General features: G+C 43.3%; 24 protein-coding genes. 20 read left to right on the plus strand and 4 right to left on the minus strand.

Annotated elements, in window-relative coordinates; all coding sequences use genetic code 11:
* Positions 1 to 52: 52 nt before the first annotated feature.
* From MHB64_RS10820 to MHB64_RS10830, 3 genes are read left to right on the plus strand one after another with little or no spacing between them, the layout of a single operon-like run.
* Entirely contained in the window at positions 53 to 1,447 is a 1,395-nt protein-coding gene (locus MHB64_RS10820; protein ID WP_094872280.1) for an ammonium transporter, read from the plus strand.
* A 40-nt stretch (positions 1,448 to 1,487) separates the two neighbouring features.
* Positions 1,488 to 2,561 (plus strand): DUF294 nucleotidyltransferase-like domain-containing protein, encoded by a 1,074-nt coding sequence (locus MHB64_RS10825; protein ID WP_280787049.1) that lies wholly within the window; start codon positions 1,488 to 1,490, stop codon positions 2,559 to 2,561.
* Complete coding sequence (locus tag MHB64_RS10830; protein WP_280786899.1) at positions 2,558 to 3,307, plus strand: exonuclease domain-containing protein; 750 nt, start codon at positions 2,558 to 2,560, stop codon at positions 3,305 to 3,307. The genes MHB64_RS10825 and MHB64_RS10830 overlap by 4 nt, the downstream gene beginning before the upstream one ends.
* Here the strand turns inward: MHB64_RS10830 and MHB64_RS10835 are convergent.
* Positions 3,289 to 3,765, minus strand: coding sequence for a M67 family metallopeptidase (locus tag MHB64_RS10835; protein ID WP_341134388.1), 477 nt, complete (start codon positions 3,763 to 3,765; stop codon positions 3,289 to 3,291). The two genes, MHB64_RS10830 and MHB64_RS10835, sit on opposite strands and share 19 nt — an antisense overlap.
* A 159-nt stretch (positions 3,766 to 3,924) precedes the next feature.
* On the opposite strand from MHB64_RS10835, the gene MHB64_RS10840 reads away from it, so the two are divergent.
* The gene (locus MHB64_RS10840; RefSeq protein ID WP_341134389.1) at positions 3,925 to 4,488 is read left to right on the plus strand and encodes a TlpA family protein disulfide reductase; all 564 of its coding nucleotides are present in this window, start codon (positions 3,925 to 3,927) and stop codon (positions 4,486 to 4,488) included.
* Positions 4,489 to 4,899: 411 nt separating this feature from the next.
* Here MHB64_RS10840 and cimA read toward each other — a convergent pair whose 3' ends face one another.
* Positions 4,900 to 6,519 carry a citramalate synthase gene (cimA, locus tag MHB64_RS10845; protein WP_094872287.1) on the minus strand — a complete coding sequence of 540 codons (1,620 nt, stop codon included), beginning with the start codon at positions 6,517 to 6,519 and terminating at the stop codon, positions 4,900 to 4,902.
* A gap of 179 nt (positions 6,520 to 6,698) precedes the next feature.
* Here cimA and MHB64_RS10850 point away from each other — a divergent pair, with 179 nt between their 5' ends.
* From MHB64_RS10850 to MHB64_RS10860, 3 genes are all read left to right on the plus strand, one after another.
* The gene (locus tag MHB64_RS10850) at positions 6,699 to 8,030 is read left to right on the plus strand and encodes a DNA polymerase IV (RefSeq protein ID WP_445671608.1); all 1,332 of its coding nucleotides are present in this window, start codon (positions 6,699 to 6,701) and stop codon (positions 8,028 to 8,030) included.
* A 149-nt stretch (positions 8,031 to 8,179) separates the two neighbouring features.
* Positions 8,180 to 8,422 carry a ferredoxin gene (locus MHB64_RS10855; RefSeq protein ID WP_042186857.1) on the plus strand — a complete coding sequence of 81 codons (243 nt, stop codon included), beginning with the start codon at positions 8,180 to 8,182 and terminating at the stop codon, positions 8,420 to 8,422.
* Between the two features lie 134 nt (positions 8,423 to 8,556).
* On the plus strand, positions 8,557 to 9,990 hold the full coding sequence (locus MHB64_RS10860) for a L,D-transpeptidase family protein (RefSeq protein WP_341134390.1): 1,434 nt from the start codon (positions 8,557 to 8,559) through the stop codon (positions 9,988 to 9,990).
* Here the strand turns inward: MHB64_RS10860 and MHB64_RS10865 are convergent.
* A complete protein-coding gene (locus tag MHB64_RS10865) occupies positions 9,987 to 10,124 on the minus strand; it encodes a hypothetical protein (protein WP_167348489.1) in 138 nt (45 codons plus the stop codon). The two genes, MHB64_RS10860 and MHB64_RS10865, sit on opposite strands and share 4 nt — an antisense overlap.
* Before the next feature lie 211 nt (positions 10,125 to 10,335).
* Between MHB64_RS10865 and MHB64_RS10870 the strand changes: the two genes are divergently transcribed.
* The 12 genes from MHB64_RS10870 to MHB64_RS10925 all read left to right on the plus strand — a co-directional run bounded on the left by MHB64_RS10870 (position 10,336) and on the right by MHB64_RS10925 (position 21,298).
* The gene (locus MHB64_RS10870; RefSeq protein ID WP_341134391.1) at positions 10,336 to 11,430 is read left to right on the plus strand and encodes a quinone-dependent dihydroorotate dehydrogenase; all 1,095 of its coding nucleotides are present in this window, start codon (positions 10,336 to 10,338) and stop codon (positions 11,428 to 11,430) included.
* A gap of 30 nt (positions 11,431 to 11,460) precedes the next feature.
* The gene (locus MHB64_RS10875; protein WP_042126350.1) at positions 11,461 to 12,273 is read left to right on the plus strand and encodes a GTP pyrophosphokinase; all 813 of its coding nucleotides are present in this window, start codon (positions 11,461 to 11,463) and stop codon (positions 12,271 to 12,273) included.
* Complete coding sequence (locus MHB64_RS10880; RefSeq protein ID WP_341134392.1) at positions 12,263 to 12,715, plus strand: DUF309 domain-containing protein; 453 nt, start codon at positions 12,263 to 12,265, stop codon at positions 12,713 to 12,715. The genes MHB64_RS10875 and MHB64_RS10880 overlap by 11 nt, the downstream gene beginning before the upstream one ends.
* Positions 12,716 to 12,817: 102 nt before the next feature.
* Positions 12,818 to 14,338 carry an RsmB/NOP family class I SAM-dependent RNA methyltransferase gene (locus tag MHB64_RS10885; protein WP_094872294.1) on the plus strand — a complete coding sequence of 507 codons (1,521 nt, stop codon included), beginning with the start codon at positions 12,818 to 12,820 and terminating at the stop codon, positions 14,336 to 14,338.
* A gap of 2 nt (positions 14,339 to 14,340) precedes the next feature.
* Positions 14,341 to 15,105, plus strand: a complete 765-nt coding sequence (locus tag MHB64_RS10890; protein ID WP_094872295.1) for a pseudouridine synthase — start codon at positions 14,341 to 14,343, stop codon at positions 15,103 to 15,105.
* A 31-nt stretch (positions 15,106 to 15,136) separates the two neighbouring features.
* A complete protein-coding gene (locus MHB64_RS10895; protein ID WP_341134393.1) occupies positions 15,137 to 15,937 on the plus strand; it encodes a Cof-type HAD-IIB family hydrolase in 801 nt (266 codons plus the stop codon).
* Positions 15,938 to 16,199: 262 nt separating this feature from the next.
* Positions 16,200 to 16,673 (plus strand): hypothetical protein, encoded by a 474-nt coding sequence (locus MHB64_RS10900; RefSeq protein WP_341134394.1) that lies wholly within the window; start codon positions 16,200 to 16,202, stop codon positions 16,671 to 16,673.
* 146 nt (positions 16,674 to 16,819) lie between these two features.
* Positions 16,820 to 17,110, plus strand: a complete 291-nt coding sequence (locus MHB64_RS10905) for a hypothetical protein (protein ID WP_094876134.1) — start codon at positions 16,820 to 16,822, stop codon at positions 17,108 to 17,110.
* A 326-nt stretch (positions 17,111 to 17,436) separates the two neighbouring features.
* On the plus strand, positions 17,437 to 18,609 hold the full coding sequence (locus MHB64_RS10910; protein WP_341134395.1) for a serine hydrolase domain-containing protein: 1,173 nt from the start codon (positions 17,437 to 17,439) through the stop codon (positions 18,607 to 18,609).
* Positions 18,610 to 18,658: 49 nt separating this feature from the next.
* Positions 18,659 to 19,480: an ABC transporter permease gene (locus MHB64_RS10915; protein WP_094872305.1), complete on the plus strand. Its 822-nt coding sequence runs from the start codon at positions 18,659 to 18,661 to the stop codon at positions 19,478 to 19,480.
* Positions 19,477 to 20,259: an ABC transporter permease gene (locus MHB64_RS10920; protein WP_280786896.1), complete on the plus strand. Its 783-nt coding sequence runs from the start codon at positions 19,477 to 19,479 to the stop codon at positions 20,257 to 20,259. The genes MHB64_RS10915 and MHB64_RS10920 overlap by 4 nt, the downstream gene beginning before the upstream one ends.
* Before the next feature lie 22 nt (positions 20,260 to 20,281).
* On the plus strand, positions 20,282 to 21,298 hold the full coding sequence (locus tag MHB64_RS10925) for an ABC transporter ATP-binding protein (protein WP_341134396.1): 1,017 nt from the start codon (positions 20,282 to 20,284) through the stop codon (positions 21,296 to 21,298).
* Here the strand turns inward: MHB64_RS10925 and MHB64_RS10930 are convergent.
* Positions 21,267 to 21,836, minus strand: coding sequence for a TetR/AcrR family transcriptional regulator (locus MHB64_RS10930; protein WP_094872308.1), 570 nt, complete (start codon positions 21,834 to 21,836; stop codon positions 21,267 to 21,269). The genes MHB64_RS10925 and MHB64_RS10930 overlap by 32 nt on opposite strands.
* 165 nt (positions 21,837 to 22,001) lie before the next feature.
* Between MHB64_RS10930 and MHB64_RS10935 the strand changes: the two genes are divergently transcribed.
* A complete protein-coding gene (locus MHB64_RS10935) occupies positions 22,002 to 22,934 on the plus strand; it encodes a ketopantoate reductase family protein (protein WP_094872309.1) in 933 nt (310 codons plus the stop codon).
* The last annotated feature ends 8 nt before the right edge of the window (positions 22,935 to 22,942 follow it).

The following is a 22,942-nucleotide window of genomic DNA, read 5'->3' on the forward strand; positions in this document are numbered from 1 at the left end:
TTAAGAGTTTCACGCTTTGTTAGAAAATATAACATTGGGGAGTGGGGTAAAAATGAAAAAGAAATGGTTGATGATGTTACTGGCCATGATTACGCTGATGGTGTATCCGGTGAGTGCTTTTGCGGCAGACGGTCCAACAAATGCAGATTTGCAGGTCGGATTGGATACCGCGTTTACCTTCCTGGCATTCATCTTAGTTTTCTTTATGCAAGCAGGGTTCGCAATGCTTGAAGCAGGATCAGTTCGAATGAAGAATGCAGGTCACGTAGCCGGTAAGACAGTACTGACACTAGCCATTGCGAGTGTATGTTTCTGGGCCATTGGCTTTGGACTTGGCTTCGGTAACGGTAACGGCTTCTTCGGTACTACAGGCTTCTTGTATGGCGGAGATTCAACAGCATCTTCATTTGAATCACTTGCATTTTCTGATGTTACTTTAAATGTTAAATTCTTGTTCCAAATGGCATTTGCAGCAGTTTCCTTAGCTATCGTATCTGGAGGCATGGCAGAACGTGCAAAGATAAGTGTGTACATTATATTCGGAATTCTATTCTCAATCGTAATTTATCCTGTCGTAGCACACTGGGTATGGGGCGGCGGCTGGTTGGCTGAGCTGGGAATGCAAGATTATGCAGGTTCCACGGTTGTCCATCTTACAGGTGCCACTGCAGCGGTAGTGGCAACCATATTGCTTAAGCCACGACTTGGTAAGTTTAATAAAGAAGGTAAACCTGTTATTATTCCAGGTCATAATCAAGTATTTACTGTACTCGGTGTGATTATCCTCTGGTTTGGTTGGTTCGGATTCAATCCAGGTAGTGCTTTGTCCCCAATGGGAGGTTTCTTTGGTCACGTAGCATTAACTACGAATATCGCAGCAGCAGCAGGCGGCTTGGCGGCATTAATTGCTTCTTGGTTGTATTTTGGTAAATCTGATATTCCAGCAATGCTGAATGGTGTTTTAGCTGCATTAGTTGCGATCACTGGTGCATGTGCTTACGTTGAACCATGGGCAGCAATCATTATTGGTTTAGTAGCGGGTGCGTTCACATTCATGACTTCCCAATGGCTGGAACGTGCTGGACTTGATGATCCAATTTATGCTTTCTCAGTACATGGTATTGCGGGGATGTGGGGCGCGGTTTCCACGGGTCTGTTCGCTGCACCGGATCTTATCACTAAAGGCGCTTTGGTAGGGGAAGCCGGATTGTTCTACGGTGGAGGTTTCCACCAATTGGGTGTTCAAGTGCTTGGGGTAGTAGGAACATTTGCTTTCGTAGCCGTGCTTTCTTTCATTATTCTATATGTAATGAAGGTAACAACAGGACTTCGTGTTACGGAAGAAGAAGAATTGATGGGTCTGGATATCAGTGAGCATGGTACTTATGGATACCCTGAACAAATGAAATTAATTGCAGAATCGGAATCCAAAACCCTTAAACAATAATATTAATCCTGAGAATAGGGAGGCGGACCGTGTGGCTTCGATGGAGTTAACAGATGGGTATAATGAAGAAAGCTTTAGGACCATCGTTTTAGCCGGTTCGCCACAGGAACTTAGAGAGAGGCGAATTGCCTGCCAAAGTATTCTTCTGGAACAGTTGAATGTAATTCCTATTGAGGAATGGATGTTTCGTGTGAATACAATGCATGATCTTATTGCAAAGACTGCAGTACTAATATGTGAGGCGCAGATGAAAGAGGCGGGCTATGGCCCGCCTCCCTGTGCTTACTCCTTTATTGTGTTTGGTAGTAGTGGAAGGCAAGAAGCCACTCTGTGGAGCGATCAGGATAATGGTTTGATCGTTGAAGGTGAACCGGATGGGGTGAAGAATAGATACTTTGAATCTTTTGGAATGATGTTATCCGATCTGCTTGAAGAAGTTGGATATGAGAAATGTGCAGGAAAGGTAATGTGCTCCCAAGGGATGTGGAGGAAGACGTTATCGGAATGGAAGGAGCAGTTGAAGGAATGGAGAAACCAGTTGGAATGGGAGCCTATTCGGTATCTTATCATTTCTTCGGATATGCGCCATGTTGCGGGAAATAGGGAGTTATCAGCATTGTGGCAAGCGGCTTTCTATGAGGGTTTTATTGATAATGAGGAGTTGTCTGTGGCTGTTCTTCGCAATACAGTCCGCCATAAAGCGACTTTAAATCTTTTGGGGAAGGTCTTGACAGAGCGCTTTGGGGATTATGCAGGTGGATTCGACATTAAGTATGGGGTCTATATCCCGCTAGTGAACATTGTCAGACGCTTGTCGTTATTGCATGGCATTAAAGCTAGCTCGACCTTAGCGCGAATTGAAGCGCTTGACCGGCTTAATGAGTATCAATATTTGAATGCTATTCGGCAAGCTTTCTTGTTGGCTATACGGATGCGAGTGAACACGCCTATTAGTGTGCAGGATGGATTGTTAGTCAGTAGTGATTATGTTACGGAGAGTGAACTGAAGAATAAGCAGCTGTTGTCTGAGCTGCGTGAAAGTCTGCTGCTGGTTAGACGCCTTCATCGGGTGTTGCAGCGTCAGCTCCGCTCAGCGGAAAGGTGGCGAACATGAGGGAGCCGAACAAGAACGGAGGCTTTTGGAATAATCTGAGACAAGGTGGAATGCCTTCGGCAATTGCTTCAATGAAAGGTGGAGAAACGGCTCATCAAACTGCGCAGCAAATGGCCTATATCCGCTCACTTATGCGAGAGAAGCGTCGTCCTGAGGTGCTACGTACTCCGCTGTGTGAACTGGAGACGGTTATCTTTGATTTAGAGACAACTGGATTCTCCCATCAGCATGGGGATGAAATCATGTCGTTTGGTGCAATTAAGGTGGTTGGAGAGGAAATTAAGGAAGAGGAATGCTTTTATACCTTGGTGAATTGTCAGACAGCAATTCCGGATGATATTACAAGATTAACAGGAATAACGGAAGAAATGACGGGGTCTGCCCCCTCCTTAATAGATGGTCTTCATAATTTCATGTCTTTTGTGGGACAAAATGTGCTGGTAGCACATGCAAGCTCACACGATAAAGCTTTCCTTAATGCGGCGCTATGGAAAACTTCTAAAGTTCAGCTTACACACAGGGTGCTGGACACGATGATGCTTGCACGTTGGCTCGAGCCACAGCGAAGTAACTATTCGCTCGATGAACTGCTATTAGTTCATGGAATTCCAATTCAAGGCCGTCACCATGCGTTAGAAGATGCCAAAATGACAGCCCAGCTGTGGGTAGCTTACCTTCGGGAAATTTCGGAACGGGGCCAAGTAGATACCTTAGGTGATTTATATGCTTATTTAAGTAGAACGTGAAGCGGGGCATGAGATAGTTCAGGGAATGGTATTCCTTGTTCATTTAGCGACCGCTCAATATAAAATCCATTCAGCAATGGAGAACAATCATCTTCAGTTCTCGGAGAACCAATAAGGTAGACCTTAAATTCAGATCCTAGTGCTGCTAGTCCTATATAATCAGCGACCGAAGGGATAGGTTCTGAATTAGGATGGGAATGAAATAAACCGATGAGTGTCGGCTCATTGTAAAGCACATGAATCCACTCTTCAGGGTGGGGAGTAAATGTGTGCAGCGGGTCTGGCGCTACGTTGCGCATAGGTACGTAAGTATCGATGAGCATGCCACCCGCTGCGGCAGCACCCAGCAGGACTCCACATGCTTCATGTGGATAACTGGACAGCAGGTGCTTCCCCAGTGCTTGCTGTACGGAATATTTCAGTCTTATAGGCTGGACATTTCCCTGTAATGCTGCCATTTGTTCACCCCTCTCTCTTCATTAGGGTTTCGTCGCTGACGAAACTCTCTTTTTTATTATAATCCATATATTTTTCCATAAAAATTGGATGGTTTGAAATTTAACCTGATGAGGGTACAATAGTAGAAAACTATTCCAATTGCAAAGGAACAGAGCGCTATGAAACCAAGCAACAAATTAAATATAACCGTATTACTCTTAGTTGTGTGTATTGCAGGTTTTGCTGTATGGCATAATCGTGAGCCGAAGGCTGAAGCTGTTTTTGGACAACAAGATGAGTCGCCGATGAAAGTAGGACCTAAAGCTGGACTGCTCGCGCCTTCATTTACACTCCAAGGTACGGATGGGACTACCTATGTAGTAGATGGGCCAAGAGAGAAAGCGGTCATTGTTAATTTCTGGGCATCTTGGTGTGATCCCTGCAAGCTGGAAGCTCCAGAGCTCAACGCCATGGCTACTAAGTATAAGGATGTTCTAGATATTTACGGTATTAATGTGAGTAGTCAAGATTATAAACCCAATGCAGAACGTTTTATCAAGAAATACGGTCTTGTGTTCCCGGTGATGTTTGATATGAAAGATGAGGTGTATAGCAAATATAACGGAGCTGTATTTCCTACCAACGTACTTATTGACAAGAATGGAGTGATTTCTGAGATCATTTTGGGCGTTCTTAGTCCGGAAGAGCTGGAGGAGAAAATTATCAAGCTCACCGAATCGTAAAATTGATTCACGCTATCAAAATCGCAAAGGTTAACAAAATGGTTGTGTTGTACAAGGGTAACGGAGGCTAAAAAAAATAATCAGGGAAATTCTCCCTAAAATACAGAGATTCTTCGTCATCCAACTCATAATTAGGGAAAACATCCCTATAATTTAGTTGTTTTGGTTGGAAATAACGAAATCACCCTGACTTTTAGGGAGGAATTCCCTGTTTCTGTTCATTTAGAGCGAAAATCAGCTATTTTTAGGGAGTTTTTCCCTGATCGCTCTAACGCCTAACGTACATAATCTATGGCTTTAAGTCAGACGTCGTTATACAGCCTATTTGATAAAAAAAGAAGCCACCCCATACGTAGAATACTACTTTTGGGAAGCTTCTTTTTTGTCTTACAAAAGTCTATAAGGGATTAATTAATGATTGACCAGGCCTCTTGGCTCGTTGCTGGTCGTCTTCTCATTCTCCAACGAGAGCTCATTGAGAAGTGCGTAACGCATACTGTCAACAAGCGCTTCCCAGCTGGCTTCAATGACGTTACCGGAGACGCCAACCGTACTCCAAGTGTCTGTGAAGTTCTTGGATTCAATCAATACCCGTACTTTGGCAGCAGTCTGATCCTGTTCGTCTATAACACGGACTTTATAGTCGGACAGATGCATTTCCTTCAGTTGCGGGAAGTAGGTCTGCAGCGCTTTACGCAGCGCGTTGTCGAGTGCATTGACCGGACCGTTACCTTCAGCAGCGGTATAAAGGTTCTCATTGCCAACCTTCAGTTTAACGAAGGCTTCAGATACAACTGGATGCTCTGCGGTTTTTTCGACTAACATCTTGAAGGATTCAAAGGTAAAGGTTTCATTCATCTCGCCTGTAGCTTCCCGAAGCAATAGCTCCAGCGAGGCATCGGCACCTTCGAATTGATACCCCTGATGCTCCATCGTTTTGATCTTCTCGATCACCCGGCGAGCTTGCTCGCTGCTTGGATCCAAATTCAAACCCATATCTTGCGCCTTGGAGAGCACATTGCTCTGTCCAGCCAGTTCAGAGACCAGCACACGTTGTTTATTCCCGACAAGCTCAGGAGCAATGTGCTCATAGGTCCGTGAATCACGCATGATAGCGGAGACATGGATTCCACCTTTGTGTGCGAAAGCTGCATTTCCGACATAAGGTTGATTTACCGGCAGATTAACATTGGCAACTTCACTAATATAACGTGCTGTGTTCGTAAGCTGCGGTAAAGAATCATCAGGAATACAGTGGTATCCCATTTTAAGCTGAAGGGTAGGGATGATGGAACATAGGTTGGCATTGCCGCATCGTTCGCCGTAACCATTAATGGTACCTTGAACTTGCCGTGCTCCAGCACCGATGGCGCTAAGGGTATTAGCTACCGCCAGCTCACAGTCATTGTGAGTGTGAATTCCGAGGTTTGCTCCAGGTAGCTGCCCAGCCAGAGCGGTAACAATCTCATGAATTTCAAAAGGCAATGTTCCACCATTGGTGTCGCACATGACAAGCCAATCTGCTCCGGCTTCCCGGGCTTTGGACAGGACGGCTGCTGCATACTCAGGATTGTTCTTGTATCCGTCGAAGAAATGCTCGGCATCAAAAATCACTTCAAGGCCTTGGCGTTTCAAGTAGGATATGGAGTCGCCAATCATGGCGAGATTCTCCTCAAGCGTAGTCTGTAATGCAGTGTGTACATGAAAATCCCAAGATTTTCCGACGAGTGTAGCAGCAGGAACCCCTGCATCAATCATACGTTTTAAATTGTCATCGTTTTCGGCCAAGGAATTCTTCCGCCGAGTGCTGCCGAACGCTGTGATTTTGGCGTTCAGATGAAGCTCCTTGACTCTTTTGAAAAATTCAATGTCTTTATTGTTGCTTCCCGGGATGCCACCTTCAATATAGTGCACACCCAGATCATCGAGCTTCTTGGCAATCTTCAGCTTGTCGTCAGCCGACAGACTGATGCCTTCACCTTGGGTGCCGTCGCGTAATGTAGTATCGAAGATGGAGATGGACTTAGACATGAGTGTCCTCCTAAAAGTTTTGTAAGCTTCGTCTTCCGGATTCACTTCGTGCAAAACTCACATCGGAAGCATTGGCAAGGGAAATGAATTTATATATTATAGCATTTTTACGCGGGAATGTAACAAAGAACTTTACAGCCTCTTAAGTTGACCTAACCGCAGCGGAGAGGTATTCTAAATTGGACAATAGAGACCCTGAGGATAAGAAGGTAGATATTGTGCAGAATGTTGATCAGTATTATCCAACGAGTGGCAGGGTCATCCTGCATGTGGATATGAATGCTTTTTATTGCTCGGTACATGAGGCAGAGGATCCTGACCAATTCAGAGGTAAGGCTACTGCGGTTGCGGGTAGCGTTGAATTGCGGAAAGGGATTATTGTTACTTGTTCCTATGTCGCCCGCAGATTGGGGATCTCGACGGGTATGCAGGTTCAGAAGGCGCTTCGTATTTGTCCATCGCTTATCGTTATTAAGCCGGACTTCCATTTATACCGCAAATATTCTAATGCGTTTATGCAGATTGCTTATAGCTATACACCATTATTGGAGGCAGTGTCGATAGATGAATGTTACTTAGATATAACTGGCTCTCGACAATTCGGTACGCCTATGGAAATTGCGGAAACTATTCAGCGCCGTATAATGGAAGAATTGGGCTTGCCATGCTCCATTGGTATTGCTCCAAATAAGCTCCTGGCGAAGATGGCTTCGGATTTAAAAAAGCCAAATGGTATTTCGGTGCTGCGGCTGCGTGATGTACCTAAGATTTTATGGAACAAGCCATGTAATGAAATGTTCGGTATCGGTGGAAAAACGGCAGAGAAGCTCCGTAAGCTGGGAATTTACAGCATTGGTCAATTAGCGGCGTCTGATGAGAAAATGCTGATTGAGAACTTTGGAGTTATGGGCTCATGGCTAAAGCGTGCAGGGAACGGCATCGATCATGGGATAGTAAATCCTGAGCGAGAACAAAGTAAGTCGATCGGACACACCACTACACTGCCTCGGGATGTTATTGGCCTCGCTGAGGTACGCCCCATTTTGCTGAATCTAAGTGATCAGGTAGCGCGGCGCTTGCGAAAGCAAGGGCTTGTGGCTTCAGGTGTGCAGCTTACCATTCGGACGCCGGATATGAAGACCATTACTCGTTCGCGTCAGCTTGAGGCACCTTCAGAGAGTGGAGAAGATATTTACAAGTCTGTCTGTGATCTTTATGTTCGACATTGGAATGGCGAGAAACCAGTCCGACTGCTTGGTGTGACCTTGCAAGGATTAATCGCAAAAGAGGATTCTGCCATTCAGCTGGATTTGTTCGATTACGAACAGCAGCCTAAGAAAGAGTCACTGACCAAGGCCATGGATATGCTTCGCAATAAGTTTGGTGAAAATGCAGTTTTGACCGCTGGGATGTTAAGTGACACCCATTCTGCAAGACTCCGTAATCATAAGGAACGAGGCACCTCACTGCAAAAGGATAATCTGTTGTCTGTTGAGTCAGATAAAGATTGAAAAAACGTGTCGAAATTGATACTATAGAATGCGTCAGAAATGCAAACGTATTGAAAATCAATTGAAATTGTATTCTTTTTATATTAATATGAGAAAAATAAGACGCTGGTTCAACAGCGCAGCATTGCTTAACGGGAGGCAGAGAAAAAATGGCTAAGTACACTTGGGTCGAAAAAGACACTTGTATCGCTTGTGGTGCATGTGGCGCAACGGCTCCTGATATTTTTGATTACGATGATGAAGGTTTGGCAGAAGTTATTTACGAAAATGACAGAAACTGCGGTGTGACAGCGATTCCGGACGATTTGTTTGATGATCTCCAAGATTCCTGTGATGGTTGCCCAACCGACTCCATTAAAATTGCGGACGAACCTTTTAACAAAGAAGGTTAATTACTCGATAAAGAGTAACGTGCGACACCAGATAAAGACATCTTCTGCGAACATTTTGTTCGGCTAGGGATGTCTTTTTTGCTGTGTCTGACCGATATTAATAAAGTAGGAATTATAAACTCTCGGAGGTTCCGATGAAGAACTCACAGCACCTCAAAGCATATGTACAGATGCACCCAGATAACAAAATGGCATGGTACTTGCTGGGGAAGGAATACTATAAGAACGGTCAACATGGAAAAGCTAATTATTGCTTCAATCAGGCTGGTGAAGTGTATGAGGCTTTCGAGCATAGTAAGGTACCTGCTGAAATGCTGCGCGATTACGAAGATGGATTGCTGCAAGCGAGTCGCCAGCGTGAGCGCGGCCAACAAAGATTGAGATACATATCACTGGCGCTAATGCTTCTTATACTGTTAATGGTACCTTCAGCAGTGGCTCCGGGTATTGGTGTTACAGAAGAGCAAGAAGTCCTTCAAGACACGGCAGCTCCAGAAGTCAAAGATCTGTCAGATCCAAAAGACTCCGTCCAAGAGCCAGTTATTGAGGCGAAAAAAGTGATGTATACAGCGCAGGAAAATGCAACTGAGGCTTCGCAAGGGAAGTTAATGGCGAAAATGCTAATACGTAAAGAACCTTTTGAAGCTGCTGCGTTAGGGATGGAGCGAGAGGGAAAGTGGCTACTCTGGAAAGAAAAGCTTCCGCTAAATTTCACACTGCAAAAGAATGGAAAGGGCCGGATGGTATATCAGTCTTACGATCCTAAGGTATGTGCATGTGAGCCGCCAGAGCAAGGGCAACTCGCCAAGGATGGAGCAGAATGGCAGGGTGAACAAGAGGAGCTTGCCACACTATGGAGTGCAATCCGGGCTTATCAAGATGCTAAAGGGAAGCTTCCAGATACATTAGCGGATTTGACGGGATCTTTTCCTGAGAACTGGATAGGTGGGACGACAACCGTCATGAAGCGGGAATTCAGCCCTCTTAAAGCGGTGGCTAAGAACAAGATGGCACCGGGAACAGAAGACATAGCGCAGCCTTCAAGCTCATCTAACGATGGTGTGAGGATTATACAGACAGCATTAAGTGTGAGTGGAAGTGTTGCGAGTGACGTTCCTTTTTTTGATCAGCCGCTAAGGGTCGTTGTAGATAAACAAAATCACCGATTGGCGGTAGTCAGCGGTTCTATTATTCTACGAAATTATGAGGTAGGACTTGGCGGAGATAAGACACCAGAGGGCAATTTCGTGATTACAGATAAAGTAGTCAATCCAAATGGTCGAGATGATGGGGATTTCGGTAGCAGAGGGCTTCAGCTTTCAGACAGTAATTATGCTATTCATGGCACGAATGAGCCTGACAGTGTGGGTAAGGATGAATCCCTTGGATGTATTCGAATGGGCAGAGGAGATGTGGAGGAGCTCTTCGCGCTGATTCCTAAAGGTACAACAGTAGTGATTAGTAAAGGGGTTCTGCCTGAAAAGCAGCTTGTGCCGGCTAAACGCTTCAGCTCTACTGCTAAGCATGATCAGACCAACCCCCATAAAGTATACCACTGGCTGAATTAGTTTCCTGCAACGATAAACAGAACGATGATTAGAAGAATTAGTAAAGTTAAACTGACGCCGATCCACATTAGCGCTTTACGGTTAACTTCTTCTTTCTTTTGCTGCAAAGTTGGTGGTTTACGTTTAGTAGACATACTGGGCATACCTTCTTTCTCTCTTAATCGCTGATTACACCTATATTGTAATGCGTTTACAAGAAAATTACTATACTCTGCGTTATGTACGCAACATACTCGCACTGTAAAATACTTTTCTTTTGTTCAAGAAAAGGCTAAAATTAAGAAGAAACCTACAGAAACGGGTAGACACGTGGATTAGTGAAGTACCCCTTAAGGAGCGAGAACGGTGTTGTATCGTAATTTTGGTAAACCAATTTTTTTCAAGATTGATCCCGAGAAGGCTCACCATCTCGTCATAGGTGGATTGGATAAATCGTCATCCGTGCCAGGTGGAAGCGCGGCGCTACGCTTAATGTACGGAGTTCCTGAAACGGCGGATTTAGCGGTTGATCTGTTTGGCACGCATTTCCCGACGCCAGTTGGTCTTGCTGCAGGTTTAGATAAAAATGCCGATGCGGTAGTCGGATTCTCTTCGATCGGGTTTGGATTTATGGAAGTGGGCACGGTTACCCCTAAGGGTCAACCGGGTAATGATAGCCCTCGATTGTTCCGTCTTCCTTCGGATGAAGCGCTGATTAATCGAATGGGCTTCAATAATGAAGGGGCTGATGCTATGGCACAGCGTCTGAAGAAATTAAAGAATCGGAGAATTCCTATAGCAGTTAATATTGGCCGGAATAAGATAACTAGTAATGAAGCGGCTCATGAAGACTATCGTCAGTGCATCCGTACGCTTTATCCGTACGGTGATTTTTTTGTGGTCAATATCAGCTCTCCGAATACACCTGGTCTTCGCAATCTCCAGCATGGCAGTGAATTATCGTTCCTGCTGGCGCAAGTGAAGGAAGAAATGGAGATTCAGCGTAAAGCGACCGGGATTTCCAAAAGCTTGTTGGTTAAGATAGCACCAGACGTAAGTGATGGAGAGCTGGAGTATATTGTTCAGACGCTGACAGAAGCTGGTATGGATGGTATTATTGCTACGAATACTACATTGAACCGTGATGGACTTAGTCATAAAAAGGCTAATGAGACGGGGGGCTTAAGCGGCAAACCGCTGCGGGACCGCTCAACGGAGATCATTCGCAGTATTTATCGCCAGACGGAAGGGAAGATGCCGATCATAGGATCAGGCGGCATTTTCACCAGTCAGGATGCGTATGACAAGATAAGAGCAGGTGCGAGTCTGGTCGAAATTTATACAGCTCTCATCTACGAAGGACCGGAGGTTAACCGCAAATTGCATGCCGGATTGCGGCAGCTATTACGGCGGGATGGATTCAGTCATATCTCTGAAGCAGTGGGTGCTGATCATCACTGAAGGAGACGAAAGGACAGGAGGACGAAGGCGATGGACGGCAGGGACTGGGGAACTTTTTTGCTTCCATATGAACAGACTGTGGAAGAATTGAAAGTTAAATTCAAAACAATGCGTTCGGAGTTGAAGAAAAGAGAGGAATACACGCCGATAGAATTCGTAACGGGGCGTGTAAAGCGGCTGTCAAGCATTCTGGAAAAGGCGAAACGGCTGAATGTGAAGATGGAAGATCTGGAGACGGGGATTGAAGACATTGCAGGAATTCGGATCATGTGCCAATTCGTGGAGGATATCCGCAGAGTGGCCGAATATATCCGGGCCCGTAAGGACCTTGAAGTACTCTATGAGAAGGATTACATCACTAATTATAAAGAGAGCGGCTACCGCAGCTTCCATATGATTATTAAATATCCTGTGCAAACAGCGCTTGGCCAGAAAATTGTGCTCGCGGAGATCCAAATTCGTACGCTAGCTATGAATTTCTGGGCTACCATAGAGCATTCCCTGAACTATAAATATCGTGAGAGTCTGCCCGATGAAATGCGTGTTCGACTAAAGACGGCAGCCGAAGCAGCATCGATCCTCGACAGTGAAATGTCCAGTATTCGGGAAGAGATTCTGGAAGCACAGAAGACATTTGAGGAAAACTCGAATATGACCACTCAGATTCTCAAGGCTATTCATCAATTGTATTTCTATCACTTGGTGAATGAGGCTATAGATACGCAGGCTCGCTTTAACGAAATATGGCAGGTTCAGGATATGGAAGCGATGAAGGAACTTCTAGATCATGTGCGGGGACTTCTTTCCGCAGCTAAAAAGGATAGTTTGCCGGATGGCTTATGAACCATTGTACTTGGAATACCTAGTGTACTTTAATCGTGACAGGGATTATTTCGAATGTCACGAGGTACTCGAAGAACTGTGGCTTGCCCAGGAACGAGATCCTTTGTACAAAGCACTTCTCCAAGTAGCGGTAGGGTTATACCATTTTCGCAATCAGAATGTGCGCGGTGCAGCTCTTATGCTGAGTGGTGCTTCTGCCAAACTGGAAGAATATCCAGCAGCGACACTCGGGATTAATCTGGCGAAACTCGTGGAGGAAGTGAAAGATTATGTTCGGCGCTTAGCATCATATGATGAGCGGCCATTTTCTTATTACGATCTAACCATAGAGATTATTGATCCAAGTCTAGCGGACCAAGTGGAGAATGCAGCTGTAGCTATCACACCAAATAACCCTCAACGACGTGGTCCTCAGAGACCGACATCCTTTCATCGTAAGTAAAAGATCCTCTATATATGAGTATTGTATAAGGGACACCCGTAAGGGTGTTCCTTGAATCTTTAAACACCTAAATTTTTGCAATACTATCAGGAGGACGGCATCATGGCGGCACAATTGCCCAGTTCTTTCAGCGAGCGTATGATGGCCATGCTGGGAACAGATTATAATCAATTTGCGGATTCTTATAAGGAAACCCCATACGGAGGCGTCCGTGTTAACACCTTGAAGATTTCCGTGGAGAGCTTAAAGGCTCTTTCTACTTTAGGACTGGAACCCATTCCTTGGTGTCCGACAGGATTTTATACAGAGAACGGGGCTAGACCTGGTAAACATCCTCACTACCACGCAGGTTTGTATTACATTCAAGAGCCGAGTGCGATGGCACCTGTGGAATTGCTTAATATTGAACCAGGTGATCGTGTACTTGATTTATGTGCCGCTCCTGGAGGTAAATCTACGCAGATTTCTGCCAAGCTGTTAGGTGAAGGATTACTGGTTAGTAATGACCTTCATCCAGAACGGACTAAAGCCCTAGCCAAAAATCTGGAGCTTTACGGGGTTCGTAATGGTATTGTACTGAACGAAAGTCCAGATCATATCGCGGCTGCATTCCCGCTTTTTTTTGACAAGATCTTGATTGATGCTCCTTGCTCTGGTGAAGGGATGTTCCGTAAAGATGAAGACATGGTGAAGCAGTGGGATTCAGGTACACCTGCCAAATATGCTTCCATGCAGCGGGATATTTTACGTTCTGCTGCAACAGCATTGGCACCGGGAGGTACACTTGTCTATTCCACCTGTACGTTTGCCACAGAAGAAAATGAAGAAATTATAGCGGAGTTTATTTCTGAACATCCACAATTCTCAGTGGTAACGGTAGGAGGTACAGGCTCATTCGCTCCTGGCTTTGGAGCACTCTCAGGTACAGCAAGACTGTGGCCGCATAAGGTGAAAGGCGAAGGACATTTCATGGCTGTACTGCAACATGGAGGAACAAAGCTTTCAATGGAGGAACGTGATCACTTAGAGGTCAAGTTTAAGGAATCTGCAAGAACTACTACTCCAAAAGGTGTAGCACATGTTAAATCATCCAATAAATCAGAAGGAAGACGGGGGAAAGAAGGGAGACCTTCTCACAAACCTACTGGGGGAGCTGACCGTGGTCGGCAAGGCTCTGTTGAGGAGCAAGCTTTGGCTCTGTATGGGAATTTTGTACGAGATCAGCTTGGGTGGGAACCTAAAGGATATCCGGTTCTGTTCGGTGACCATCTGTACATTTCTCCACTTCCTAAGGAAAGACTAAATGGATTAAAGACGATTCGTCCAGGATGGTATGTAGGACAAATCCGTAACGGAAGATTTATCCCGGGACATCCGATGGCTACAGCTTTGCATCCGGAAGAAAGCTGCCGAAGTGTCTCACTCTCCAGTACGAATCATGAAGCTATTTCCTATCTTAAAGGAGAGACGTTGTCGATTTCTCAAGAACGTCTCTCTATTAGAATAGGAAGTGCCCAAAAGGGATATGTTCTGGTCTGCATTGATGGCTACAGCGCAGGCTGGGGTAAGTGGCAGGATGGCATACTCAAGAACGAATATCCCGCAGGCTGGAGGTGGATGTAACAATGAGCCAATCAGGTAAGCCCGCCAAAAAACAACGATTAGATAAAGTGTTGTCCCATATTGGAGTGGGGTCGCGCAGTGATATCCGTAAACAAGCTAAACAAGGCTTAATATTGGTGAACGGGACAGTGGTAAAAGATAGTGGGTTTCATGTGGATCCTTATGCCGATAAAATAGAGGTAGGGGGAGAGGTTGTTACCTACCGTGAATTCGTATATCTTATGATGAACAAACCCCCGGGTGTCCTGTCAGCTACGGAGGACAAGCGGGATCGGACAGTTTTGGATCTATTAAAGCACGAATATGCACAGTTTGAGCCGTTTCCAGTAGGAAGGCTAGATAAGGATACTGTAGGACTGCTGCTGATCACTAATGATGGGAAGCTTGCCCATGAATTGCTGTCGCCACGTAAGCATGTCCCGAAAACGTACGAGGCAACCATCGAGGGCGATGTAGACGCGGATGATGTCGCGGCTTTTGCAGCAGGGGTGGAGCTGGAAGATGGCTACGTTACTTTACCTGCACACTTAACCATTCTTGGTAGAGAGCGTGGCGGCAAAGTGATTTCTCATATTTCACTTATCATCACTGAGGGGAAATTTCATCAGGTGAAGCGTATGTTTCAGGCGGTTGGCAAAAAAGTCGCTTTTCTGAAACGTGTATCTATGGGAGAATTGAAGCTGGATGAAAGTCTGCCGCTGGGAGCTTGTCGGGAACTGACGTTAGAGGAACTGGCACTCTTAGGTACAGAATCATCTCAAGGATAATATAGAAAAAGAAAGACAAGGATGGTGGAGTATGAGATACAAACTGATTGCACTAGATGTGGACGGTACGCTATTAAATGATGATCACCACTTAAGCTCTGAGAATAAGGAAGCTATTGCTGAGGTTACACGTCTTGGCGGTCAAATTGTATTATGTACGGGACGCAGTCCACAGAACTCGATTCCTTTCATGAAGGAAATGGGGCTGACCGGTTACGTGCTTGGTCACAATGGAGCAGCGACGGTACGAGTGGAAGATCGAGAAGTGCTGCATCAATATGGTATGGATGCACGTGGTCTTGACCCCTATATTGACTATTGCCGTAAGCACAATATTCATTATGATGTGAATACTGCTTTTGATATGTATGTTGATAATGTAGAGAATCTGACTAAAGAAGCTAATTATATGTATGAGCACTTCCGCATTGTGCCAGCGACGCTACCAGCCTGGGAAGATTTCCGTGAACCGGTTGTTAAGTTTACTGTATTTACACAGCCAGAAATCCTTGACGAAGCTGAACGTGAATGGCGTACTTGGGCTCCTGAGTACAATATTTTGCGGAGTGGTGAATTTTTCGTTGATTTGATGCATCCCGAATCTTCTAAGGGCAACGCATTAAGAAATCTCGCTGTGAAGCTGGGAATTCCGCAAGAAGAAGTCCTCTCTATCGGTAATTATTTTAATGATATTTCTATGCTTACTTATGCGGGGATGGGCGTGGCGATGGATAATTCTCCTATAGAGGTAAAAGCGGCAGCGAATGCTGTTACGGGTTCGAACAACGAGCATGGTGTGCGTGATGCACTGGTTAAATACTGTTTATCCTAAGTTCTTTTGAATTTGAAGAATAAGTTTAGATGCAAAGCATAAAGCGGGCTTAAATCCGTTTTATGCTTTTTTGTTATTGAAAAAGTCGGTTGTTCCACTACTCTTTGCAAATTTCATTTTCTCCTTCAATCTCTAATCATATTTGATATAATTGATAGATATTAATTCCAATATTTAGTTGATATGTAATTAGTAACATGATGGGATACGGACTCCGATAAGTTGTTAGCTTTTACTGATATGAATACGAAGGAGGGAAAGGATGAGGCGTACTTCTTATTATGTGTTATTAATTTTGATTATTCTAATAAGTGGATGTAGCGGTGGTAATCCAGATAGAAATTTAACAATGAATTATGATTTCGCTGAACCGTTTAGATTTCCATTTGAAGTGAATGAAGTTCGTACGGAAGTAGAAATGGATGATCCATATGCACTCCAACAATATGTATTTCATTATAAAAATAAGCAGACCACACAGGAAATAAAGTTAATTCTTAGTAAGGTTATTGATGATCCAGAGAATATATCAGAGGTAGGTAAGTCACCTTTGACACTAAAAAATGGTAAGCAAGCCTATTACGAGGAGGATGAGAATAGTCAATCCATTTGGTGGGAAAGTAAAGATGGTTTCTTGGCCCGCTTTGTTTATTATATCAACGGGTATCTTGATCCGTTAGGTGATTACAAATTGAATGATTCTGATTTAATAGACTTAGCTAATCAGGTTCAGTAATTTTATGAATGCACATCCGTCTAGGATTAAGCTATTGGAACCCATAGTAAAGCTTAAAGGGGTGAAATGTTATTCGAAGTTCTTTAATACATGTACTCCCGTTAATTCTCCTTATATTTCTGTTGGTATGTAATAATGACGGATATATGCTAAAAGGGGAAAGTGAAAGTTGGAAAGGTGACTATAGAGTTAGTGTTACAGGAAATAGCAGGAGTGGAAAATATACCTTTAACTATCAGAAAGATGATTGGAAAGATGTTGGTAAATACACTGTAACCGTCGGTAAGAACGAGCTCATTTTAGAAGAAGATGGTTTGTTAAACCGCTCAATAATAATCACGGATGATCAAATTAGTTCAATTCACGATCAAGAAAGTACTAAAGATGTAAGCATTGAATGGGACGGGAAAAAAGAAAAAATTGAATTAAGCAGGTAGGCGTAACATACGCCATTACTATCCCCAGGCACCATAGGATGTTTTATGGATCATAAGGCTTAGCTGATGGAGAGACTGTTCAACCCAAAAGCGTAACATGGAAATTATTCGTTAATACTAAGGTAGAACAGCGTTTTCAGCTCGATTCATGGCAGCAGCCAACTGGAAGCGAGGCCGTATAGAATATTTAAATATAAAGTTGACCTTCCAGTTTGGTGGCTTTTGTTGTAAGAATAGTAGTGTAAGGGTATTATTGGTAAGGTGCATATTTACATTTTTGAGAATTGATATTTGCAATTCGTAGAATGATAGGGGGAGTGCGAATCATGTTATCATCCACAGAGCTAAGCAAGCTGAATGAGGCGAATTACAGGGAGGACCGTTTAGAGGCACTTAATCATTTTTATGAGGATCTCTGTGATCAGAAAGTGGCTGATGGTTATATTTATTCTCTTAGTCGTTATGGAAAAATATTTGTTAATGGAGCGGGGGGACGCTTCAGTTACGAAGAAGATAGCACCCAAGGAATGAAAACGGATACAATCTTTCGGGTCGCTTCAATTACTAAGCTCTTTACGGCAACAGCGATCTGGCAGCTAGCAGATGACGGTAAGATTTTCATGGGGCAGCCAGTTAGTTCTATTCTTCCTGAGTTTGATGCCGATCCTTTTAAGCCGATTACAATTGCTCATTTACTGACGCATACCTCCGGCATCGCACCTGATCATGGCACTATAAGTGATACCTACTATAAAAGTGCATGGTGGTATATTTATGAATCAGAGCTCGGAAAAGAAAACTGGATAAAAGCCGGACTTTCTTATGGTATTCGTTTTCCGGTAGGCACGCAATGGATGTATTCCTCGTTCGGATACGTGGTTCTTGGTGCAATTATCGAGAAAATAACAGGTGTGTTTGCAGAAGATTACATAATGGACAACATTGTAAAACCGTTAGGCATGACAGATACTTTCTTTGATATACCGCCTGAGAAAGCTGGTAGGATCGCCATTCGTTCGGAAGAGGCTAAGGAATATCTTCAGAAACTTCAAGCAGGCGATCTAACCGATGAAGAAAGAAAGTCTGATGAGGAAATCAAGACTCCCGGGACTGGTGGGGGACTGTATTCAACCGTTAATGATCTACAAAAGTTCGGAATCATGCTGCTTAACCAAGGGGAATACGAAGGGGGTCATATCTTAAGTCGGATGGCTGTTCAGAAAATGACCAAGCGGTTTAATTCTGAGAAGCTTCCAAATTACGCATGGGGAGATGGAGGAGCAGATAGACCCTACGGTCTTGGGCCAGACCTTCGATATAATGAAAGTACATCTTATTCTGAAGGCACTTTTTTTCACGAAGGATGGGGGTCTTGTTCTTTGGTCGTTGATCCGGTAGAAAAGCTGATTGCCGTTTGGTATATCCCTTTTCATAAAAATATATGGGACGGTAGAGGGATTTTCGGCTCAAACAATGTGATCTGGTCCGGACTCGAATAAGAAAAAGATTATATGTTGTGAGATATCAAAGATAGGCAGGATGTGACTTATGTTTGAGAAGATAAAGCACCGCTTTCACGTTATGAGAGCGGTTGCTTTTGTTACTTATAAGGAATGGAGTGCGTACAGAACGCATTCGATGGTTTCTATTTTTGTAGGCCCGGTATATTTTCTAGTGCAGTATTATATATGGAGCGCTGTTTATAGCGGAGAATCCTCTATTAATGGGATGTCGCTCTCTCAGATGCTCTCTTATTTTTGCGCCACGATGTTGATCAACTACTTGACCATGGATTTTGCCGATTGGAACTTACAAATGCTCATTCGCACCGGGAAGTTCATTACGTTCTCTTTAAGACCAATGAATCATATGTTCTATGCATTGTCTCAGAAGGCAGGGCATAGGGTACTTGGGCTTCTATTTGAATTTATACCCTGCTTTATGATCTTCTTCTTTATTTTTCATATTGATGTTATACCCGCAAATTTACTATACGCAATTCTTTCTATAGCGATGGCGTTCATGATGAATTTTTTCATTCATTATAGTATTGGAATGGTCGCCTTTTGGATGGTGCAATCCTCCAGTATTCGTAACTTTTTCAGTCTTTGTGAGGGGATATTCTCAGGATCACTGATTCCATTAGTCTTTTTCCCAAAATCCTTACAGATGGCTTCCTTTTTCTTACCGTTTCAATATACGACCTTTCTGCCTGCAATGGTCTATACAGGTAGCTATACTTTAGCTGATATAACCTTACCTATTCCTCAAGTTTTGTTGTTACAGTTCATAGCTGTTATTATTGCCGGAATAGTCTGCCGGGTGCTGTATGCGGTATCGCTTAAGCATTTTACGGGGGTGGGCGCATGAAACGTATGTATCTAATCTACAAAACTTGTATGAAGGCGAATATTGCTTCTGCGATCACCTATCGTGTTAATTTTATTCTTAATAGTTTGATCATGCTCATAGGGAATGTGTTGTTTCCCTTAGTAACGGTGTTCATCTATAATTCGAATGCTTCATTTGAAGGATGGACCTTTAAAGAGGCACTATTAATTCAATCTGTGTTTATTCTGTCTACGGCTTGTGCCGGGATTTTTTTTAACGGAATTATGTGGAATACGATGTCCCATGTAGTCGAGGGTACGCTGGAAGTGGTATTAATTAAACCGACCTCGAGCTTATTTTTACTGTTGGCTAGATCTTTTGAATTCGAAAGTATCGGGCTTTTGGGTGGTGGGGTAATTATGTTCGCGTACGCTCTTAGTGGAATCGAAGGGGTGACTTTCAGCTCTTGGTTATTATTCCTGTTGTTGTTTGGAGCTGGGCTGCTGGTCATGTTCGGCGTGGCGCTTATCGTTGCAGCGATTTCCTTCAAATGGGTGGCGAATTCCCGCTTGCCGGAGATGTTTGAAAGTATTAAGTCTTTTGGGCGGTATCCAGGGACGATTTTCCCTAAAGCAGTCGTAGCCGTAAGTTCTTTTCTATTTCCGGTTTCCATGATTGCTTACTTTCCAGCATCTACTCTGATTGGACGATGGGATGCTTATTTTTTTATAGCGATTATCCCTTGTGTGTTATTTGCTGCCTTCGGAATTTGGCTCTATACGTACATGCTTCGTAGTTACAAAAGTGCCGGAGGATGAATTTGTATGAAGGAGAATTACATTGGACATTATTACCGTCAAAAACTTAACTAAGCAATATGAAACCTATCACCGTGGACAAGATGCAAAAAGCGTATTTAAAAGTCTGTTTCACCGTGAAAAATCGATAATTACCTCTGTAGAGGATCTTTCGTTCAGTGTTGGAAAAGGAGAGATCATTGGCATTCTAGGTCCAAACGGTGCGGGGAAATCAACGACGATTAAAATGCTGACAGGCGTTCTCTATCCCACATCGGGAGAAATAAATGTTCTTGGGTACAACCCTCATAAGCAGAAAAATCAATATGTAAAACAAATCGGGGTATTGTTCGGACAGAAATCGCAGTTAATTTGGGACATTCCTCCTTTGGATAGCTTTTATATGAACAAGGAAATATATGATATTCCCATGAATGATTTTCGTACAAGACTAGACCGGTTTGTAAGTATGTTCGAAATTAGCGATATTATCACTAAACCTACGCGAACCCTCTCTCTGGGGGAACGAATGAAATGTGAGTTTATTATGGCCATGCTTCATTCTCCGCCAGTGGTTTTTTTGGATGAGCCGACGATCGGGCTGGATGTTATAGCTAAACAAAGAATCAGAGAATTCATTAAGCAAATGAATCAGGAAGGCACCACATTTATTCTAACGACACATGATTTGGAAGACGTTGAGCGTTTGGTGCAAAGAGTACTAATTATTCATCAAGGTAAAAAAGTTTATGACGATAAGTTCTCCGAACTTCGACTTCATCTGGGCGCTAAAAAAGTGGTCAGGCTTTCTGCAGCTACAACGATTGGAGATATTGACCTGCCTGGGACTCTGATATCGGATAGAATATCGGATTACGAAGTGGAATTAGAAATCGATACCGAGCAGTGTAAAATGGGTGAGTTTCTTCATATTCTTAGCGAAAAGGTAGAGATTCTTGATATATCCATTAAGGAAATCCCGATTGAAAAGATTATTAGCTCTATTTATGAGATAGACAATGACAGTCTCAAGACTGAGTACGGATCATCTGCAGATTAAGATCAAGCATGGACCATAACTTTTCGGTGATCTCTTTTGCAGAACAAGGATTGTTATGAGTAAACCACCATTCAATTACGCCGACAGTCGCCGAACTCAAAAATTGCACGGATATATCCTTACTTAACTCATCTAGGTTTAAATTGTTTTCTAAGAATTGTAATTTGATCTGATTATTTATCATATCTTGTAATTGGTTTCTAAAGGAGAGCAGCGTTTTGTTTCTTAATAAAGTCTTATAAAAGAGAGCATTCTCCTCCAATTGTTCCAGCGTGCGGAGTAATGATGACTTAGAGGGATTAGGTTCGGTTTCATCCTCCACTGCGGAGCAGCTTTCGATTAGTTGTTGGAGCTGAGCCGCCAGGCATTTATCCATCAGATCGTATTTATCCGCATAATGGGAATAAATCGTTCCGCGGTTTACATCAGCGCGCTCTGCGATTTCGTTAATTGTTATTTTTTCAAAATCTTTTTCAGCCATCAGTTGAATGAATGCATTCATGATGGCTGTTTGGTTTTTTTTAATTCTTCTATCCATGGTAATACTCCCTTTTTATTAAACAATATGTTGTGATCTGTTGAAAAACCAACAAAACCGATAAATCTAGTGATTGATACATACTGGAGATGTGCTAATCTGATTTTATCGAACAGTTGATTGTAAATCAACAAATGTCTAAAAAGGGATAGAGGGGTTACTATTATGAGAGTATTAGTTTTTGGAGCGGGAGTTTTAGGCAGCTATCTTGCGCATGTCCTAGTGCGTGGGGGAAACGATGTTACGGTGCTTGCCAGAGGGAAGCGTGCGGAACAATTGACGAAAGACGGACTTGTACTTCGTCATTATTTTCAATATAAAAACACTGTTGATGCTGTAAAAGTCATCTCTGAGCTTCAAACGGATGATCGCTATGATCTAATTTTTGTTGTTATGAAATACAATGATTTTCCAGCCGTCTTACCTACTTTAGCTAATAATCAGAGTCTGAATATAATTCTTGTGGGGAATAATGGCGATGCCCATGGGATGCAACAAGATTTACAGGAAATGAGCAATGTGAGGAAAAATATAGTCTTCGGATTTCAGCTTAGTGCAGGAATTCGTGAAGCTAGCGGTCGCGTTATCAAAATACACGCAGGAGGGCAAATGGTACTTGGCAGTCTAGACGGTGAGATTCCAATAAAGCCTTTACTGGAAAATGCGTTTAACAATGTTAAGTATAAGCTAACTTATCATGAGGATATGGATGCTTGGCTTAAAAGCCATATCGTGCCGATCGTGGCATTAAACTCTCTTAGTTATCTTCATGACGGGGATTTGAAAAAAGTATCCAAGGACAAAAAGTTATTAAAACAAGCTATTTCAGTCATGGATGAGGGATTTCAGATCATGGAGGCATTAGGGTATACGATCACGCCTGCAGGTCAAGTTAACGTTATTCGAAAACATAAACAGGCTGTATACTATGGCCTAAAAATCATTCATAAATTACCGTTTATGAAATTAGTAGATGGTTCTTTCAGCGAAATTGTTGCGATGTTTGATTCGTTCGATATTTTGAAGCAAAAAGCAAACATTGCGACGCCCCATTGGGATCAACTTCAAAAACAAGCGATCTCGAAGTATAATGGATAGTCTATACG

The sequence above is a fragment of the Paenibacillus sp. FSL K6-2859 genome, assembly GCF_038008265.1.
Taxonomy (GTDB): domain Bacteria; phylum Bacillota; class Bacilli; order Paenibacillales; family Paenibacillaceae; genus Paenibacillus_AQ; species Paenibacillus_AQ nitricinens.

Coding starts and splice junctions, on each gene's coding strand:
- MHB64_RS10820 (WP_094872280.1), top strand. CDS start 53: ATGAAAAAGAAATGGTTGATGATGTTACTGGCCATGATTACGCTGATG.
- MHB64_RS10825 (WP_280787049.1), top strand. CDS start 1,488: ATGGAGTTAACAGATGGGTATAATGAAGAAAGCTTTAGGACCATCGTT.
- MHB64_RS10830 (WP_280786899.1), top strand. CDS start 2,558: ATGAGGGAGCCGAACAAGAACGGAGGCTTTTGGAATAATCTGAGACAA.
- MHB64_RS10835 (WP_341134388.1), bottom strand. CDS start 3,765: ATGGCAGCATTACAGGGAAATGTCCAGCCTATAAGACTGAAATATTCC.
- MHB64_RS10840 (WP_341134389.1), top strand. CDS start 3,925: ATGAAACCAAGCAACAAATTAAATATAACCGTATTACTCTTAGTTGTG.
- cimA (WP_094872287.1), bottom strand. CDS start 6,519: ATGTCTAAGTCCATCTCCATCTTCGATACTACATTACGCGACGGCACC.
- MHB64_RS10855 (WP_042186857.1), top strand. CDS start 8,180: ATGGCTAAGTACACTTGGGTCGAAAAAGACACTTGTATCGCTTGTGGT.
- MHB64_RS10860 (WP_341134390.1), top strand. CDS start 8,557: ATGAAGAACTCACAGCACCTCAAAGCATATGTACAGATGCACCCAGAT.
- MHB64_RS10865 (WP_167348489.1), bottom strand. CDS start 10,124: ATGTCTACTAAACGTAAACCACCAACTTTGCAGCAAAAGAAAGAAGAA.
- MHB64_RS10875 (WP_042126350.1), top strand. CDS start 11,461: ATGGACGGCAGGGACTGGGGAACTTTTTTGCTTCCATATGAACAGACT.
- MHB64_RS10880 (WP_341134392.1), top strand. CDS start 12,263: ATGGCTTATGAACCATTGTACTTGGAATACCTAGTGTACTTTAATCGT.
- MHB64_RS10885 (WP_094872294.1), top strand. CDS start 12,818: ATGGCGGCACAATTGCCCAGTTCTTTCAGCGAGCGTATGATGGCCATG.
- MHB64_RS10890 (WP_094872295.1), top strand. CDS start 14,341: ATGAGCCAATCAGGTAAGCCCGCCAAAAAACAACGATTAGATAAAGTG.
- MHB64_RS10895 (WP_341134393.1), top strand. CDS start 15,137: ATGAGATACAAACTGATTGCACTAGATGTGGACGGTACGCTATTAAAT.
- MHB64_RS10900 (WP_341134394.1), top strand. CDS start 16,200: ATGAGGCGTACTTCTTATTATGTGTTATTAATTTTGATTATTCTAATA.
- MHB64_RS10905 (WP_094876134.1), top strand. CDS start 16,820: ATGCTAAAAGGGGAAAGTGAAAGTTGGAAAGGTGACTATAGAGTTAGT.
- MHB64_RS10910 (WP_341134395.1), top strand. CDS start 17,437: ATGTTATCATCCACAGAGCTAAGCAAGCTGAATGAGGCGAATTACAGG.
- MHB64_RS10915 (WP_094872305.1), top strand. CDS start 18,659: ATGTTTGAGAAGATAAAGCACCGCTTTCACGTTATGAGAGCGGTTGCT.
- MHB64_RS10920 (WP_280786896.1), top strand. CDS start 19,477: ATGAAACGTATGTATCTAATCTACAAAACTTGTATGAAGGCGAATATT.
- MHB64_RS10930 (WP_094872308.1), bottom strand. CDS start 21,836: ATGGATAGAAGAATTAAAAAAAACCAAACAGCCATCATGAATGCATTC.
- MHB64_RS10935 (WP_094872309.1), top strand. CDS start 22,002: ATGAGAGTATTAGTTTTTGGAGCGGGAGTTTTAGGCAGCTATCTTGCG.